Raw genomic sequence first — 15,948 nt, 5'->3', positions numbered from 1 at the left:
TTCTGAGCGAGGACATCCCCGTGATCATCTGTGTCCCGGCGCGCAACGAGGCGGGCTTGCTGCCCCAATTGCTGTCCGCGATCGCCGGGCAGTCGATAGGCGCGAATGGCATGCATCTTTGCCTGTATCTCGATGATTGCCGGGACGGCAGCCGGGATATGCTCGATCGCATGCAGCCGGTCTTGCCCTTCGGGTTGACGGTGGCGCAGGGCGCCCGGGATACGGAACCCAATGCGGGCGCGGCCCGCCGTGCGGCGCTGGCCATGGGCCTCGAACGGCTGGCTGGCGCAGAGGGCCTGATATTCACGACCGACGCCGACAGCATGCCGCATCGCGACTGGATCGCGGCGGGGTGTCGGGCTTTGCAAGAGGCGGATGTGGTGGCGGGACGTATCCTCCGCCTCGAAGCCGCGCGAGACCCCCTGCAGTGCCGCATCGAACGCTATTATGATCGGCTCCACCGATATCGCCGCCTCGTCGACCCGGTGCCATGGGAGGCGCGGGATACCCATCATTTCGGCGGAGGCGCCAATATCGCGGTTCGTGCGTCCGCCTATCGCGCGATCGACGGGTTCCGGCCGCTGCCGTCCGGCGAAGACGCCCGGTTTCTGGACGATGCGGCGCGGGCCGGCTTTCGCGTCCGCCGCGACGGGGCGATGGCGGTCGACACATCGTCACGGCGGGACGGGCGCGTCGCCGGGGGCCTTGCGGACGTGTTGCGGGCGCTGGATCACGGCGAATGGCCATCCATGGCCGACCCGCGTGGATCGTCATGGCAATGGCGCGCACAGGCGGCGGCGAGACGCAGTTTCGCGACGATCGACCAGATCCCTGTCCGCACGGCGCTGGGGGAAAGCCTGGGCCTGTCGGCGGACCATATCCTGGGCGTCGCGCGGGACTGTCCCAATGGCGAGGCATTTGCCATGCGCATCGTTCCGGCACCCATGGCCCATGACGCCATGGTGTCGCTGGCGACGGCGGAAGATCGTCTGGGCGAACTGGAAAGCCGGTGGTGCGAGGTCGCGGCATGACGATGATGGCCGATCAACTGCGGGGCGCGATCGCTGCACAGGGCTGGGCCGATCATCCGCCAGGCGATCCGCAGACGGCGGACGAACTGATCGCATTGCTGGCCAGGCTGTACGGGATCGGCCGCCGCGACCTTCCGCTCGCCCGACTGGTCGAGGGGCATGTCGATGCCGTGCAGATCGTCCGGCGCTATGGCTCGGCCGCTCAGGTCGAAGTGCTGGGCCGTGCCTTGGCGCGCGGCGCGACGCTGGGGGTGTGGAATGCCGGATGGCCGGGGGAGGCGCTGCGGCTGGACGACGGGCGGCTGAGCGGCGGCAAAAGCTATGCGTCGGGGGCGGGGGTGCTGAGCCATGCGCTGGTGACGGCGGACACGTCCGACGGGGTACAACTGCTCCTCCTCGACCTGTCCCGCATACCACCGGCGGTCGACTCCGATTGGTGGCGGGTGATCGGCATGCAGCGATCCGAAACGCATCGGGTGCGCTGGGATCATGCCCCCGTCACCGACGCGGATCGGATCGGCCGGCCCGGCTGCTATGCGCGGGAGCCCTTTTTCAGCGGCGGCGCGCTGCGTTTCGTGGCGGTTCATGCGGGCGGCGTGGCGGGCATCTGCGACCTCAGCCGCGATCATCTGGTTGCGGCGGGGCGGGGCGACGATCCCTTTCAGGCCGCCCGACTGGCCGAGTTGTTCGCACTGGCCGACGGCGCGGCCGCCATCGTCCGGCGGACGGCACGTCTGTGGTTCGAGAATGCCGAAGAAGGCGACGAGCCGCGACTGGCGCGCGTGGCGGCGGCCCGACTGGCGGTGGCCGATGCGGCCGAGCGGGCGATGGTCGTCGCACGCGAGGCCGTGGGGCTTGCCAGCCAGTTCCACAGCCATCCTCTCTCGGCCATGCTCAGCGATCTGGCGGTCTATCTCCGCCAGCCCGCCCCTGACGCCCAAAGGCTTCGCGTCGGTCGCGGGGTTCTGCAGGGTCTGTTGGTGCCCGCCCTGTGAAACTGGATCTCAACGCCGTTCGCCATGCCGTCGTCGTCGCACCCCATCCCGATGACGAGATCATCGGGGCCGCTGGCCTGATACAGGCCTTGCGGCGGCAGGGCAGTGTGGTCCGGGTCGTCGTGGTCAGCAACGGCGCCGCCTCGCATCCCAACAGTGGGGCATGGCTCCCTGAACGGCTGATTGCGGCGCGTCGGCAGGAAAGCCTGTCGGCGCTTAGCCGTCTGGGTGTGACGCGTCATCGCGTGACCTTTCTGGGGTTGCCGGACGGCGGCCTTTTCACTCGACCGGTGCTGTGTCGCCAGCGGCTGGGCCGGGCGATCCGTCGGTGCCGGGGTTTGGACATGCTTATCGGCCCCGCCATGACCGACGCGCATCCCGATCACCGGGCCGTCGCGGCGGCGCTTCGGGACCTCCATTTTGCCGGACGACGCATGACCTATCAGGTATGGCCACCACACCGCGCGAGGGGTGCCCGATGCCAGACCGTTTCGCTGGCGGGCGGCGTAGCGGCGAAGCGATCGCTCATTCGGATGCATCGTACGCAATTGGGCGTGATCGCCGACGATCCTCATGGCTTTACGATCGCACGCCATGAACTCGCAGTCTTCGCATTCCCCGTCGAACAGTTTGCCGAGGAGCGGCGATGAGGCCTATCGATCTTGCCGGTTTTGCCGAGAAATTCGCGGCAAGTGGCGACCCCTGGCGAACCTATTCTGACCGGGACGAAGCGACAAAGCGTGCGGCGATCCTGCATGCCCTGGGCCCTGGCCCCCTCGGCCGCGTTCTGGAACTCGGCAGCGGGAATGGATCGAACAGCCGGGCCATGGCCGCGCGCGCCCTGCGCCTCGATGCGACGGAGGGGACCGCCGAAGGTACGGCTCTGACGGCCCGCGCCATCGCGGACCGCCCCCGCGCGCGTGCCATCAGCCTGGCATTGCCCGCGCGATTTCCGCAGAAAAACTATGACGCTATCGTGATCGCGGAACTGCTCTACTATCTTTCCCCGCCAGCGATGAGGCACGTCGCCAGGCACGTCACACAGGCGCTACGCCCCGGCGGGCGGCTGGTGCTCGCGCATCATCGGATCGACTATTATGATTTCGCGCAGCACGCCGCCGGGATACAGCAACGCTTCCTCGACCTGACCGGCCTGTCCTGGCGGACAGCCACGGTGCGCCGTCAACGAAAATGGCATGTCATCGTCGCACGAGCGATAGGCGAGCCACGGCGCCGCAGCCAGCCGTCTCACGGTGTTCATCCGCCATCGCCCAGGCCATAGGTATCGGGCAACCGCCGCCCATGGCCCATGGGACGAGTGGGCCGATCCGGAAAGCCCAGATAGCGGCATCGAATGACCTCCTATCGGGCCGGAGGTGGCCATGGAATCCTCGCCATCGGACTTACGCGGACAGCAATTTGGTGATCCATCGGCTGCGATCGAACTGGCCGCAGATGATGACGATCGCGGCGGTGAGCGGTACGGCGATCAGGGCGCCGGCGATACCCCACACCCAGCTCCAGAACGTCATGGCGATGATGATCGCCAACGGTGACAGCGACAGCTGCTTGCCCTGGAGTAGCGGATAGACCACGTTGCTGATCGTCATCTGCAGGATCACGAAGCCGACGAAGACCAGGGTCGGCATCTGCCACCCGCCGAACTGCACGAAGGCGAACAGCACGGGTGGCACGATGCCGACGATGTTGCCGATCACGGGCACGAAGTTGAGCAGGAAATTCAGGATACCCCAGACCAGCGCAAGCTCCAGCCCGGTCATCCACGACCACAGGGCGGATGCAGCCCCCGTCAGGATGCTGGTGGCCAACGTGGTGCCGAGATACCGACGGACCTGACCCGATATCTCCTCGCTCACTTCCAGCATGTCGCGACGCGCGCCGCCTTCGCACATCTCGTACAGACGCCGCCGCAGCCGCGGCACCTCGGGCAGGCCGAGCATCACGACGATACCGATGAACCCGACATAGGTGACGAAGGCATAGGCACCGCTGGCCAGCATCTGCAACAGCCCCATGATGCGCTGGCGGTTGATGGTCCCCGCGATCGGTACGCCATGCTCCGCCGCCCAGGCGGCAAGCCGCATATAGGCCTTTTCAAGCCCGGCCCACTCCGCCGACATGGCCCCGATGACCTGCCCGATCGACAGATAGACGGATGCGGCAAAGGCCGCGAGGATCGCGATCAGCGACAACAGGGTCAGCGTATAGGCGATCCACGACGGCATGAAGCGGGCAAGCCAGCGCTTGAGCGGCCACAAGGCGGCGACGATGATCGCGGCGAAGGCGACCGGCATGATCACCGCAAATCCTGCCCGCAGCGCCGCGATCAGCAGGATCGCGGCAATGATCGTCAGCATGCGATTGCGGTAGCGGTCCTGCACCGGATTTTGGGTCATTTGCGTCGTTCCTCGATGCGGGTCCCGGAATCGGCCATGGCCTCGGCGTTGAGCCGTGCGCCGAGCAGCAGCGCCCATGCCGAGACCATCAGCCACAGCATCAGCACCACCACGGCCGCAAGGGAGCCATAAGTGTCGTCGAACCGCGCGATGCGCGCGACATAGATGCGGAACAGCAACGTGGCGGTGAGCCACATCGCGACGCCCGCGATCGTGCCCGGCAGGGCGTGGCGCCACGGGATCGCCTGCTCCGCCGCGGGCGCGTAGCGATAGATCAGGATCAGCCCTGCGCCTGCCCCGAGGGTCAGCGAGCCGAACAGCGTGATCGTGGACACGAGGCGCGCGCCGGGCAGGCCATCGGGTACATAGCTTTGCAGGAACGCCAGGACAGACAGGGACACCAGGGCGGTCAGCACCAGCGCGGCGCAGCCCAGCACCAGCGCCGTCGACGCGAACTGTCGGCGCAGACCCTGGCGCTCCCGCTCGATCCGATAGGCGAGGTTGATGCCGTGAAGCAGCGACCGCCCGGCGCGGCGGGCACTGAACAGGGCGATGGCAATCGAGAGGAGGAATGCGGTGATGGAGGCGCGGTCCGTCGCCAGCGCGTTGTGCAATCCCCTGGCGACGATCCTTCGCGCATCCACCGGCATGATCGCGGTCAGTGTCGACAGATTCTGCGCCACCGTCGCGGCCGGCACGATGGAGCCATAGGCACCCGCGACAAGGCCGACCAGAGGGATCATGGCGAGGAAAGCGGCAAAGGCGATCGAGCTGGCCGCGATGCCGAAATCGTCGCGCATACCGCTACGCACCGTCCGCCACGAAAGGATGGTCCAGCGCCGTACGTTCGACGATCCCACCCGCAGATGCCTGCCGGTCGCTCCGCTCAACCCCCATGCCATGTCCCCGCCCCTCAATCGATTCCGACGCCCGTGTCCGGGTGACGGACCCATAACGATTGGCCTCTATTTAGGTCCGATCGATTGCAAAAAGGACTGACGGACCCGATGATATCGGGGCGTCGCATCGGCTGGCTCGTCCGGCGTGTCGCTCGAAAATCCGGTTTCGTACCGCGCTCCACCCGCGCCGCCGGGAGGGAGTTGCACGTCTTTGCTAGGATCCTTTGCCGGGATCGTCGCGCGAGCGGTGCCGGATCATTTCATGGGAGATACCCGACAGAATGCGGTCGGCACGCTCCCTGATGCTCGCCCCGATGCTCGCCCCGATGCTCGCGACGTCAAACCGGCATCGGCCATCGCGGTTCAGCAGAACGCCCAACGGGAAATGCACGGTGAGGCCGCTGTCGCCAGAATGTCGGCAGCCCTGGTGACGTGAAAATGGAGAGAGGATTTCTGTTCACAGGTTCGGCAAAAGGCCAATATGACCCAACGGTAGAAACTGGAAAGCGTTGGGTGCCTGTCGAATGGCGGCTGCCGGGGCCGGGGGGCGATAACGACCGTCATTCGGTGGAGACAACGGCCTCGGCCCCGTTCCACTTGCCTGCGAGGCCCGGCACTTCCTCGAGCTGGCGGACCTCGCTGAAGCTGCCACGCTCGTCCCGATATCTCACAATCTCGAAACCATGTCCCTTCAGCTGGGGCACCGCGTCCAGTTCCGCTGCGGTCGCGCTATTCAGGTTGATCATGTACGTCTCCCATCGGTCCGGACCAACGAACGTCGCGTCATGGCGTGCCATCGCATTCCAGGCTGGCGTCTGTTTGCAGGGCGAGAAACCCGTGCCCCTCCCGTCGTGACGTCATCCGGATCGAGCCATAGGACCTCGGACCGCGCGACACCGGCCTTGTCGCCTTGGCCTGACGACCGGGTGCGACCAGCGTGGGCTATGCCAGCGGCAACATCCAGAGGTGCGCGCCGCCGGTCACGAACAGGCGCATTTCGTCGGCGTCGAAGGTACAATTGCTGCACGTCTCCGGCGTCGGCACGGTGGCGAGATGCGTACCGTCATCATCGAACAGCTCGACCCCCTTTGCCGAACTGCTCCACAGCCAGCCGCACCGGTCGATGGTGAAGCCATCGGGTATCCCCTCGGCCATGGTCGCGAACCGTCGCCGGTTCGACAATGTGGTCCCGTCCCAGTCGAACGCGTAGATCGCCACTTCGCCCTCGCCATGCTCGGGAGTCTGCGAGGCGTAGAAAGTGCGTCGATCGGGCGAGAAGGCGAGGCCGTTGGGCTGCGCCATGTCGACCATCCGCCGCACCGTGCCATCCTCGTCGATCCGACAGATCGCGGTACGCCCGCTTTCCGAACGGCCGGGCACGCCTTGCTTGGGGTTTTCGAGGCCGAATGTCGGGTCGCTGAACCAGATCGCCCCGTCGGGGGTGACGATCAGGTCGTTGGGCGCATTGAGGTGGCTACCCTCCGCCGCCCATGCGATGGGGGTCGCGACACCCGTGCCGTCGGACCGGCTGATCGCGCGACGGCCATGCTCGCAATGTACCAGCGTGCCGTCCGGCAGCACCGCATTGCCGTTGATGAACGGCGTGGCGTCGAGCAGCACATCGACCGCGCCGTCCTCACGCCACCCCAGCACGCGGCGACCGACGATGTCGCTCCATACCAGCGTTCGCTCGCGTGCCCACCATGTCGGCCCCTCACTCCAACTCGCCCCATCGTACAACGTGACGAGCCGCGCTTCACCGAGCACCGTGTGCGCCGCGGCGTGGTGGATGGTCGGTGGCGCCACCTCGGTCCGCTCGGGCGGTCCGGGCTGACGCAGCCGGGCGGGAGTCAACAGCGGGGCGAGCGGCGTCGCCTGAGCGTCCGTCATGCCCCGAACGGGTCGCGGGTCTGCGCGGCGGGCGATGTGGCGAACTGGATCATGATCTGGAGACAGGGCTCGTCGCCGATCTGGCCCGATCGATGCCCCTTGCTGTCGGTGGTGTCCTGATCCTGGCCGAAATGAATGTCGCCCGGTCCCATCTCCACCCGGTTGCCGTCCATCGTCTCGATGAACCAGCGGCCGCGCAGCGGGATCACCCATTGCGGCTTGGGGCTTTCATGCCAGTCGCCGACCCAGCCCACCGGCAGGATCGCGAAGTTGACCGCCTCCACCTCGCCGGGAAACGGTCGCATCCATTGCGGGTCCGCGCCGCCGCCGACACTCTTCTGGCCAAAGCCGGTCATGCGCGACAGGTCGATCCGGCTGCCGCCATCCGCCCCGGTCCACATATGAAGGAAGGGCAGCACCGGCGGCCGCTCGGCATCGGTGCCGTCATTATCGAGCGTCACCCGGGTCGGCAGGTCGGTCATCTTCGTCTCCTCCAGCTTCACGATGCGGCAGGACCGCGAAGCGATGGTCCAACGGCGGGCGGGCGCGGAGGTTTCGTGCGCCCCGGAACGTCGCGGCCTGCCGACCCAGCGGCGCGATCCCATGCTATGGCACGATGGCCACGAAGCGGATCGACGAGGTTCGCGGGCTGCGCATGACGCCGCTGTGATCTTCCCGGCGAGACTCCGCGCTCCTGCACCTTTGCGCTGTCCGCGATGCAGCATCGTCGGCATGATCCCCAACCCGGCCGAAACCTCGCTCTGCATCCGACCGCTCGCCTTTAACAGCGCCACCGCTTCGCGCGTACGCTCGTGCTTGAACCGACGCTTCGTCATATTCGCGATCAGAACATGTCCTGGCTCAGCAGAGCCCGTCATCGGTGTCCGGCAAACCAGCGGAAGATTAAAGGCGAATGCTGGCTCGGCGGAAATTCGAGCCGTTTGAGACGAGTTTGAACGCGCAAACAGCAACGCTCTATTCGAACGTCTTTTACCGCGATGCAAAAAGCGAAGAGGGGGAAGCCCTCTTCGCCAAAGTTTCGTGCGCCGTCAGAGTGGGGTGCCGAAGGCGCACGACTCGAGGGATCACATGACGTTGTTCCCACTGGTCTTGATCAGCCCGTTCACACCGCCCGGGAAAAATCCTCCCGAGGATGCTGCGGTGCCGGATGCGTACAAAATGCCCAGAGCCTGTTCGGGCGTGCGGCGCAACGCTATCCAATTATTGTCGCGGAGCTGGATTTGGGAACCGAAGTCCTCTCCGCCGCCGAACGACCCTATGCCGCGGTCCAAGCCGACGGGACCATCGAGCCGATCCCGAACCTCGGCCATGCGCCATGACCGTTCGAACAGGATTTCGCTTTCCGGGATCGATCGCTTCTGAAGGATCGCGCGCTGGTAGAGGGCGTTGCGAATGGCTCCGTCGCTGGCGGCTATGCCCGCGACGAGCGCCGCGACCGGGCCGCTTGTCGTCGCGCCCACCTGAAAGCCCTGGCCGACCGATGTCGTCATCACGACCGCCGAAAGGGCCACTGCGCCGAGCAGGAACTCGTCCTGGCTGGCATAGGGATCGAAGAAGCTGGTCGGTTGCGTCGTTGTCGACGCCACGCGCGCGATCGCATCGAACGGTCCGTTCTGGCCACCGGCGATGTTCAGGGCGGGCTGGGCGGTCGCCGCGCTGCCCAGCGTCTTGCGCAGGAAAGCGATCCGGGCGAGCACGGCATTGGCGACCTCATTCACCCCGGCCAGCGTCATCGGGTCGGTGAACACGACCTTGCTGCCGCCCGTCACGCCACCTGAGGTGCCGACCCCTGTGGTCAGCGCGGGGGGCAGGGTGGCGCCGTCCAAAGCGCGGACCAGGAACGTGCCATAGAGATAATGAAGCTGCAGGATGAGGTTCATCCGGTCGGCGTCGGTCGCCGTATAGGCTGCGGGTGGCGTGGGAGTGGCGGTCGCCGATGCGGTAGGCGTCGGCGTGACCACCGATTCGGACCCGACGACATCGTCGTTACAGCCCTCGAGAAAGGCCAGCCCGCCCGCCATGATCGAGGCGGTGCCGAACCAGCGGATCATCTGGCGGCGCGTGGTGTCGGCAGTGGCGATATCCTTGTCGGAATAGGTCATGTCATCCCCCTTGGGATCGAAATTGCGGACTTAGTTGGCGGCGCCCGTCTTGAACGTGCCGTTGATCCCGGTCGGGAAAAAGCCGCCTTGGGTAGCGGCGCCCGACGTCATGAACAGCACGTTGAGCGCCTGGCCGGGCGTTCGCGACAGGTGCAGCCCGTTATCATCGGTCAGCGCCAGCCGGGCCGCCAGGCGGCCATTGACCGGAACGGGAGACAGGCCACGATCGGTCGTGCCGCCCCCGCCAATCCCATTGCGCCACGACGCCATGCGGTCGACCATCGTCACGATTTCCGGCCGGGCTGCGGATGCGGCCATCAGGATGGTGCGTATCGTCGTGACGTCCGTCGCCGCCGTCGCCGCCATCGACAGCATCGATGCGCGGATGACCGGATTGGTATAAAGCGTCGACAAGCCGTTGAGCGCCGTTGCCTGCACGGCCAGGATCGTTTCCGCGGCCAGCGCCAGATCGACCGGCGAGGCATAAGGATCGAAGCTGTCTCCCGGTCCGATCGCGCCCGTCAGCCGGAACATGGCGGTGAACCGTTCTGCCGTCATGTCGATCTGATTCTGCGCCGGAGAGTCGGCGCGGAGCAGGTCGCGGAGGAAAAGAGTGCGAAACCAAAGCGAGGCCGCAATTTCCTGGATACGCGCCTGGATATCACGCGTCCCGGCCGGAAAACTGACCTGCTTGGCCGAGGTCGCCGAAACGCCCGGCCGATCCAGCGTCTCGCCGCCGCGGATATATTGGGCCGGCAACTGTCGGCCTGCGCCGTAAATCGCCAGTTGCAGCATGTTGGTCGAAAGATAGTGCAAGTTCAGCGCAAATTGCAGCGGTGCGGTGTCGACCGATGACGCCACCTGGGCCTGAGCCATCCCGGCAGCTCCGACGACCACGGCCCCGGCCAGCACGGCTCCGGTCAGAACTTGGCCGAAGAATTCGCGACGACCGGAACTTGTCGATTCGCCTCGATGTTCGGGCATGATTCGAAAGTCTTCCATTTCCCTCCCCTGTTGTTGACCGCCACGCCTGGGGGCGGCTGCGTCACCCGGTGCTCTGCCTATCTTTGGAACTGCGACATCCGGCCTCGGCGAATCCTTCCTGAGCGTCTAGGCATCCTATGGCTGCGCCCATATGAAATTTTTTTCAAGTTTAAGTTGTCCGAGTTTAAGAGTCCAGCTACGCTGCGCAAGCAAGTTAAAAGGGCTTCCGTAAACGTTTTTGGGGGAGGTGAGGATGCTGTCCATGCATGGACTCGCAGGCGGGGTTGCTGTTGCTGCTTTAATTGCTGCTTTTCCGGTTGATGATGTTGCTGCGCAGCAGAAGCAAGATGTTACTGAAAAAGCACAGAATGTGCTAACAGGCGGGGCTTCTGCAAAGAAGGCGAAGCGCAACCGCACAAAGCGCGATGAGAAAATAGCGAAAGATGCTGCGAAGAGCGGCGAATCGCAGCCTCAACTCTCGAACACCAATGGGCGACTCGAAGGTGATATCATTGTCATGGGGCTTCGCGAGAATGTGAAGTCGGCCCGAAACGCCAAGCGCCGGGCATCGCAGATCGTCGACGTCGTGGTCGCGCAGGACATCGGCAAATTACCAGACAAAAACATTCCCGAGGCGCTGGCGCGCATTCCCGGCATCCAGATCGAGCGCAATCGTGGCGAAGGCGGGGAAGTCAAAATTCGCGGTCTGGGCGGGGCCATGACAACGGTCAACGGATCGCCGACCTTCTCGGCCGGTGATCGAACGACCTATCTGAACGACATCTCGTCCGATCTTGTCGCCGCGATCGAGGTGTTCAAGACACGAACACCGGACCAGGTCGAAGGAAGCCAGACCGGCGTCATCAACCTGACCCTGCGTCGGCCGACCGACTTCAAGGAGGGAGCCACCTACGCCTTCAATGTGCGCGGCGATTACGCGGACCAGATCAGGAAGGTGAACCCCTATGTCAGCGCCCTCGTCGCATATAATGCCGACACCGATATCGGGCGGATCGGGTTTTCGGTGAACGGCACCTATAACGACGTGCGCTACAATGAATCGAGCCGCTGGAACCAGCGACCGATCGTCCCGAACAACCCGCGCCAGATCGTGCTGCCCAGTACGACCCCAAGCAACATCTACATGCCCTTCGATGTCGGCTTCGCCGGACCCAATGGCTGGTCGCGCCGCGCCGATGTGCAGGTTTCGACGCAATGGCGGCCCGACGATCATTGGTCGATCACCCTGGAAGGCGGCTATCGCAATCAGAAAATGCTCTGGGCCGACAACGGCTTCGTCCTGCCGCTGACCTATTCGGCATCGGCCGCACCGCCGCCGGTGTTGTCGAACATCAAGCTCGGCCCCGATGGCCGGCTGGTCGAGTCCCTGACCGTCACCTCGCTCGACCCGTTCGGGCCGGGCCGCGAATCGTTTCAACATGAAAGCCGCAATTACAATGGCCGCTTCCAGGTCGACTTCACCAATGACCGGCTGGAATTCAACGGCTGGGTCAACTACGCCCGGGCCGAAAATTATTCGAACAACATTTTCCACTGGATCCGCTTCAACCAGCAGCCTGAATTTGACATCATCTTCAACGACAAGCGCGACCCACTTGGCGGGTCGCACGTAACGTTCAAGAATTTCGATCTGCTCGATCCTAAAAATTATTTGTATATTGATGGATTCAACCAATCTCGCCAGTTCACGACCAGTGCCGAACTCGAGGTGAAATATGATCTCAAGCTCTACACCGGCTGGAACCTGATCGACTATCTGAAGACCGGTTTCCGCTACGCCAATCGTAGCTACGACAGGCAATATGGGCGCCGTGGCGACTATCGCAATCTGCGCCTGCCGATCAGCAGCCTGCCTGACTATAAGTTGGTGAGCAGCGGCAAGGGCTTTCAAGGCTCGCCATCGGCATCGACCGCCGAATGGTTGATCGGTGATACCAATTCGATCCGGCAGAGCTGGGATGCGATACGGGGGCAACTGGTCGGCATCTATCCCGAGCTTGCCGATCCTTATCCCACCTACAACCCGCTCGATTATTTCGAAGGTTCGGACGGCAGCTATGCGGCCTATGCGATGGCGCATTATAACGTGAAGCTGTTGTTTCCGATCGACGGGGTGATCGGGGGCCGCCTGGTCAACAATCTGACCAACCTGACCGCAATCCAGCGCGTCGCGCGGTTCGTCAATATCGATGACCGACTGGTTGAACAGACCACGGACGAGACGATCTCTCCGAAGGGCAACTTCCTGGACTTCATGCCCAGCGTGAATGCCATCATCCACTTCACCCCCAAGCTGCAGTTGCGGACGGCGTGGACGTATGAAGTGGGCCGCCCCAGCGTCTATCAGATCAATCCGCGGCTCCAGATCGATGTCCGCAACGCCGCGCGGCCCGTCGCGGGCGGCGGCAACCCGAGGCTGGGTCCGATCACCACCACCAAATATGACGCCTCGTTGGAATGGTATTTTGGGCCTACCGGATTGGCCAGCCTGGCCGTTTGGCAATGGAACCAGGAAGGCTTTATTGGCAATCGAACGCTGCCCGAGGTTTTGCCTCAGGCGCCCAATGTCCTGACACTGGTCACGCGCCCCTATAATCTGGGTCGCGGGCGCCATCGCGGGATCGAAGGCAATGTGACCACCTTCTTCAGCTTCCTCCCCGGTATCCTGAAAAGCTTCGGGATGCAGGTGAACGGCACGATGAACATAACGCGGCAGGCATTCCCCGTGTTTCGTCCGGACAGCAACGAGATTCGCGACGCGGAATTCGTGTACGGCCCGTTCCTGGACGTGTCCAAGTACATGTACAACATCGTCGGCTTCTTCGAGAAGGACGGGCTGAATGTCCGCGTCGCCTATAACTGGCAATCGCGGCGTCAATGGCGGCGTGACGGCGCTGATCCCTTCAACAATCTGTTCCTCGATCCCGTTCGTCGCCTGGATGCCTCGATCAACTATGACGTGAACAAGAACCTGACGCTCGCGCTGGAAGGCTCCAACCTCACGGCGGACGGCAATCGAAGCTATTGGGGATCCTATGCCGCACCACAGGATGTGCGGTACTTTTCTCGCAATTTCAGTTTTTCGGTGCGCACTCGCTTTTGAAAGGAGCGGCATCTTCGGGATGCCACGGCCCTGCGTGGCGTCACCGGAGAATGCCGGGATCCGATATCTCGCGCCTGATCCCTTCAGGTGGGAGAGACGCCGGTCCGCTGCCTTGCCTCACCGGCTCCTGCCATGACGCTGCGGGAGACCGGGTGGGGATTGGGCCGGTGCCAGGCTGACGTAGAGCGTCGAGCGTCAAATCCGGATCACAGGAATCATGCAGGTCATGGATTGCGATCGACCTTTGGCAAAGGGGGATCATGGGGCAGGTCGCAGGGCATCCGGCGGCGCCGTCGCGCTTTCTCAAGGCGGCAGCCTGCCCAAAATCCGCAGTCGGACGGGTGTTGGAATATTCGATCCGCACATGAGGACGCGGCAATGGCGTCGAATGATATATCCATTATGCTGGATGGATGGAAAACGATTCGGCCATCGCTGCGCTCGGTGCTTTGGCACAGGAAACCCGGCTGGAGGTGTTCCGACTGCTGGTCCGCCACGAACCCGCCGGGATGGCGGCCGGTGAAATCGCCCGTCAGCTCGGCGTACCGCAAAACACCATGTCGGCGCATCTCGGCATCCTTGCTCGCGCAGGCCTGATCCGATCGGCGCGCCAAAGCCGATCTATCATCTATCGAGCCGATCTCGGCGGCCTGCGCGCGCTGACGCTGTTCCTCGTGAAGGACTGCTGCGCTGGCGCGCCTGCACTATGCGCGCCGCTCATCGCCGAACTCGCCCCCTGCTGCTGAAAGGACAAGCCGTGGCCGTCGATATCGTCATCTATCACAACCCCGGCTGCGCCACGTCGCGCAACGCGCTGGCCATGATCCGCAACGCCGGTATCGAGCCGCACGTAGTCGAGTATCTGAAGACCCCGCCCTCTCGCGCGCTGCTGGTCGAGCTGATCGACCGCGCGGGCATGACGCCTCGCGAGCTGCTGCGCGAGAAGGGCACGCCCTATGCGGAGCTTGGCCTGAGCGATACGGCGCTGTCCGACGACGTGCTGGTCGACGCGATGATGGCGCATCCGGTCCTCATCAACCGGCCGCTGGTCGTCTCGCCGCTCGGGGTGAGGCTGTGGCGCCCCTCCGAATCCGTCCTCGATCTGTTGCCGAGTGGCCAGCTCAGCGCTTTCGCCAAGGAAGACGGGGAACAGGTGGTGGATGCCGCGGGCCAGCGTTTCGCCTGATGATCCTCGCCATCCTGATCTTCGTCGCGACGATCGCACTCGTCATCTGGCAACCCAAGGGCCTCGGCATCGGGTGGAGCGCCATGGGCGGAGCCATGGTGGCATTGCTTGCGGGCGTCGTCACGCTTTCCGACGTGCCGGTGGTGTGGGGTATCGTCTGGAACGCGACCGCCGCGTTTGTCGCGATCATCGTCATCAGCCTGCTGCTGGATGAAGCGGGCTTTTTCGAATGGGCGGCGCTGCACGTCGCCCGCTGGGGCGGCGGGAACGGTCGCCGCCTGTTCGTCCTGATCGTGCTGCTGGGCGCAGGCGTGTCGGCGCTGTTCGCCAATGACGGCGCGGCGCTGATCCTGACGCCGATCGTCGTCGCCATGCTGCGCGCGCTGGGGTTCAAAGACAGGGCGACGCTGGCGTTCGTCATGGCGGCGGGGTTCATCGCCGACACCGCCAGCCTGCCGCTGGTCGTGTCGAACCTCGTCAACATCGTGTCGGCCGACTTCTTCCACGTCGGGTTCGGCGACTATGCGGCTGTGATGGTGCCGGTCGACCTCGTGTCGATCGCCGCGACGCTGGCGGCGCTGCTGCTGTTCTTCCGGCGCGACATACCGACAGACTATAACGTGCGGGCGCTGCGCGCGCCGCGCGAGGCGATCCGCGATGCCGCCACGTTCCGCGCCGGATGGATCGTGCTCGCCCTGCTGCTCGCCGGCTTCTTCCTGCTCGAGCCGCTCGGCGTGCCGGTCAGCGCCGTCGCCGCTGCTGGCGCGATCCTGCTGCTGGTGATCGCGGGGCGTGGCGATGTGATCGAGACGCGCAAGGTGCTGCGCGGCGCGCCGTGGCAGGTCGTGATCTTTTCGCTCGGAATGTACCTGGTCGTTTATGGCCTGCGGCACGCGGGTCTGACCGATCATCTGACGGCGCTGCTCGACCGTACCTCGCAAGGCGGGGTGTGGGGTGCGGCGCTGGGGACGGGTGTGATCGCGGCCGTCCTGTCGTCGGTGATGAACAACATGCCGACCGTGCTGGTGGGTGCGCTGTCGATCGACGCCGCGCACGCGACAGGGGCGGTCAAGGAAGCGATGATCTACGCCAACGTGATCGGCTGCGATCTCGGCCCCAAGCTGACCCCGATCGGCTCGCTCGCGACACTGCTGTGGCTGCATGTCCTGGGGCAGAAGGGCGTCAGGATCGGTTGGGGTTATTATTTCCGGGTCGGGGTCACGCTCACCGCGCCTGTCCTGCTCATCACGCTGGCGGCGCTCGCGCTGCGGATGGGGATGGCCTGAGGCCTCTCCACGG

The 15,948-nt window shown here is 64.6% G+C and carries 15 protein-coding genes; 8 read left to right on the top strand and 7 right to left on the bottom strand.

Annotated elements, in window-relative coordinates; all coding sequences use genetic code 11:
• Positions 1-20: 20 nt before the first annotated feature.
• The 4 genes from BSZ14_RS19230 to BSZ14_RS04085 are packed head-to-tail and all read left to right on the top strand — an operon-like array spanning position 21 to position 3,308.
• On the top strand, positions 21-1,031 hold the full coding sequence (locus BSZ14_RS19230; protein WP_076709931.1) for a glycosyltransferase: 1,011 nt from the start codon (positions 21-23) through the stop codon (positions 1,029-1,031).
• Positions 1,028-2,026 (top strand): acyl-CoA dehydrogenase, encoded by a 999-nt coding sequence (locus BSZ14_RS04095; RefSeq protein WP_076709989.1) that lies wholly within the window; start codon positions 1,028-1,030, stop codon positions 2,024-2,026. The genes BSZ14_RS19230 and BSZ14_RS04095 overlap by 4 nt, the downstream gene beginning before the upstream one ends.
• On the top strand, positions 2,023-2,676 hold the full coding sequence (locus BSZ14_RS04090; RefSeq protein WP_076709930.1) for a PIG-L deacetylase family protein: 654 nt from the start codon (positions 2,023-2,025) through the stop codon (positions 2,674-2,676). Before BSZ14_RS04095 ends, BSZ14_RS04090 begins: the two co-directional genes overlap by 4 nt.
• Positions 2,673-3,308 carry a class I SAM-dependent methyltransferase gene (locus BSZ14_RS04085; RefSeq protein WP_076709929.1) on the top strand — a complete coding sequence of 212 codons (636 nt, stop codon included), beginning with the start codon at positions 2,673-2,675 and terminating at the stop codon, positions 3,306-3,308. The genes BSZ14_RS04090 and BSZ14_RS04085 overlap by 4 nt, the downstream gene beginning before the upstream one ends.
• A gap of 121 nt (positions 3,309-3,429) precedes the next feature.
• Here the strand turns inward: BSZ14_RS04085 and BSZ14_RS04080 are convergent, their stop codons facing one another.
• The 7 genes from BSZ14_RS04080 to BSZ14_RS04050 form a co-directional block, all read right to left on the bottom strand.
• Positions 3,430-4,443 (bottom strand): AI-2E family transporter, encoded by a 1,014-nt coding sequence (locus BSZ14_RS04080; RefSeq protein WP_042489835.1) that lies wholly within the window; start codon positions 4,441-4,443, stop codon positions 3,430-3,432.
• A complete protein-coding gene (locus BSZ14_RS04075) occupies positions 4,440-5,345 on the bottom strand; it encodes a YihY/virulence factor BrkB family protein (RefSeq protein WP_158069168.1) in 906 nt (301 codons plus the stop codon). The genes BSZ14_RS04080 and BSZ14_RS04075 overlap by 4 nt, the downstream gene beginning before the upstream one ends.
• A 557-nt stretch (positions 5,346-5,902) precedes the next feature.
• Entirely contained in the window at positions 5,903-6,088 is a 186-nt protein-coding gene (locus BSZ14_RS04070) for a helix-hairpin-helix domain-containing protein (protein WP_042489910.1), read from the bottom strand.
• Positions 6,089-6,284: 196 nt separating this feature from the next.
• Complete coding sequence (locus BSZ14_RS04065) at positions 6,285-7,232, bottom strand: SMP-30/gluconolactonase/LRE family protein (RefSeq protein WP_076709927.1); 948 nt, start codon at positions 7,230-7,232, stop codon at positions 6,285-6,287.
• Positions 7,229-7,714 (bottom strand): hypothetical protein, encoded by a 486-nt coding sequence (locus BSZ14_RS04060; RefSeq protein WP_042489832.1) that lies wholly within the window; start codon positions 7,712-7,714, stop codon positions 7,229-7,231. The genes BSZ14_RS04065 and BSZ14_RS04060 overlap by 4 nt, the downstream gene beginning before the upstream one ends.
• Before the next feature lie 603 nt (positions 7,715-8,317).
• On the bottom strand, positions 8,318-9,355 hold the full coding sequence (locus BSZ14_RS04055; RefSeq protein ID WP_076709926.1) for a ferritin-like domain-containing protein: 1,038 nt from the start codon (positions 9,353-9,355) through the stop codon (positions 8,318-8,320).
• A 30-nt stretch (positions 9,356-9,385) separates the two neighbouring features.
• Positions 9,386-10,339: a ferritin-like domain-containing protein gene (locus BSZ14_RS04050; RefSeq protein WP_076709925.1), complete on the bottom strand. Its 954-nt coding sequence runs from the start codon at positions 10,337-10,339 to the stop codon at positions 9,386-9,388.
• A 262-nt stretch (positions 10,340-10,601) separates the two neighbouring features.
• Between BSZ14_RS04050 and BSZ14_RS04045 the strand changes: the two genes are divergently transcribed.
• The 4 genes from BSZ14_RS04045 to BSZ14_RS04030 all read left to right on the top strand — a co-directional run bounded on the left by BSZ14_RS04045 (position 10,602) and on the right by BSZ14_RS04030 (position 15,935).
• Positions 10,602-13,463 carry a TonB-dependent receptor gene (locus BSZ14_RS04045; RefSeq protein ID WP_158069166.1) on the top strand — a complete coding sequence of 954 codons (2,862 nt, stop codon included), beginning with the start codon at positions 10,602-10,604 and terminating at the stop codon, positions 13,461-13,463.
• A 413-nt stretch (positions 13,464-13,876) separates the two neighbouring features.
• Entirely contained in the window at positions 13,877-14,209 is a 333-nt protein-coding gene (locus tag BSZ14_RS04040; protein ID WP_042489825.1) for an ArsR/SmtB family transcription factor, read from the top strand.
• An 11-nt stretch (positions 14,210-14,220) separates the two neighbouring features.
• Positions 14,221-14,649, top strand: coding sequence for an arsenate reductase (glutaredoxin) (arsC, locus tag BSZ14_RS04035; protein ID WP_241823626.1), 429 nt, complete (start codon positions 14,221-14,223; stop codon positions 14,647-14,649).
• Positions 14,649-15,935, top strand: coding sequence for an arsenic transporter (locus BSZ14_RS04030; protein WP_076709922.1), 1,287 nt, complete (start codon positions 14,649-14,651; stop codon positions 15,933-15,935). Before arsC ends, BSZ14_RS04030 begins: the two co-directional genes overlap by 1 nt.
• The last annotated feature ends 13 nt before the right edge of the window (positions 15,936-15,948 follow it).

It is taken from the genome of Sphingomonas sp. Sph1(2015), from assembly GCF_001970915.1.
GTDB classification, from domain to species: Bacteria; Pseudomonadota; Alphaproteobacteria; order Sphingomonadales; family Sphingomonadaceae; genus Sphingomonas; species Sphingomonas parapaucimobilis.
The sequence above is the reverse complement of the archived record's forward strand: the minus strand, read 5'-3'. Positions and strand labels throughout refer to the sequence as shown.

Bases quoted from the DNA above. Each gene is read 5' to 3' on its own strand.
- BSZ14_RS04060 (WP_042489832.1), bottom strand. From the start codon at position 7,714: ATGACCGACCTGCCGACCCGGGTGACGCTCGATAATGACGGCACCGAT.
- BSZ14_RS04055 (WP_076709926.1), bottom strand. From the start codon at position 9,355: ATGACCTATTCCGACAAGGATATCGCCACTGCCGACACCACGCGCCGC.
- BSZ14_RS04075 (WP_158069168.1), bottom strand. From the start codon at position 5,345: ATGGCATGGGGGTTGAGCGGAGCGACCGGCAGGCATCTGCGGGTGGGA.
- BSZ14_RS04030 (WP_076709922.1), top strand. From the start codon at position 14,649: ATGATCCTCGCCATCCTGATCTTCGTCGCGACGATCGCACTCGTCATC.
- BSZ14_RS04070 (WP_042489910.1), bottom strand. From the start codon at position 6,088: ATGATCAACCTGAATAGCGCGACCGCAGCGGAACTGGACGCGGTGCCC.
- BSZ14_RS04095 (WP_076709989.1), top strand. From the start codon at position 1,028: ATGACGATGATGGCCGATCAACTGCGGGGCGCGATCGCTGCACAGGGC.
- BSZ14_RS04085 (WP_076709929.1), top strand. From the start codon at position 2,673: ATGAGGCCTATCGATCTTGCCGGTTTTGCCGAGAAATTCGCGGCAAGT.
- BSZ14_RS04065 (WP_076709927.1), bottom strand. From the start codon at position 7,232: ATGACGGACGCTCAGGCGACGCCGCTCGCCCCGCTGTTGACTCCCGCC.
- BSZ14_RS04040 (WP_042489825.1), top strand. From the start codon at position 13,877: ATGGAAAACGATTCGGCCATCGCTGCGCTCGGTGCTTTGGCACAGGAA.
- BSZ14_RS04045 (WP_158069166.1), top strand. From the start codon at position 10,602: ATGCATGGACTCGCAGGCGGGGTTGCTGTTGCTGCTTTAATTGCTGCT.
- BSZ14_RS04050 (WP_076709925.1), bottom strand. From the start codon at position 10,339: ATGCCCGAACATCGAGGCGAATCGACAAGTTCCGGTCGTCGCGAATTC.
- BSZ14_RS04080 (WP_042489835.1), bottom strand. From the start codon at position 4,443: ATGACCCAAAATCCGGTGCAGGACCGCTACCGCAATCGCATGCTGACG.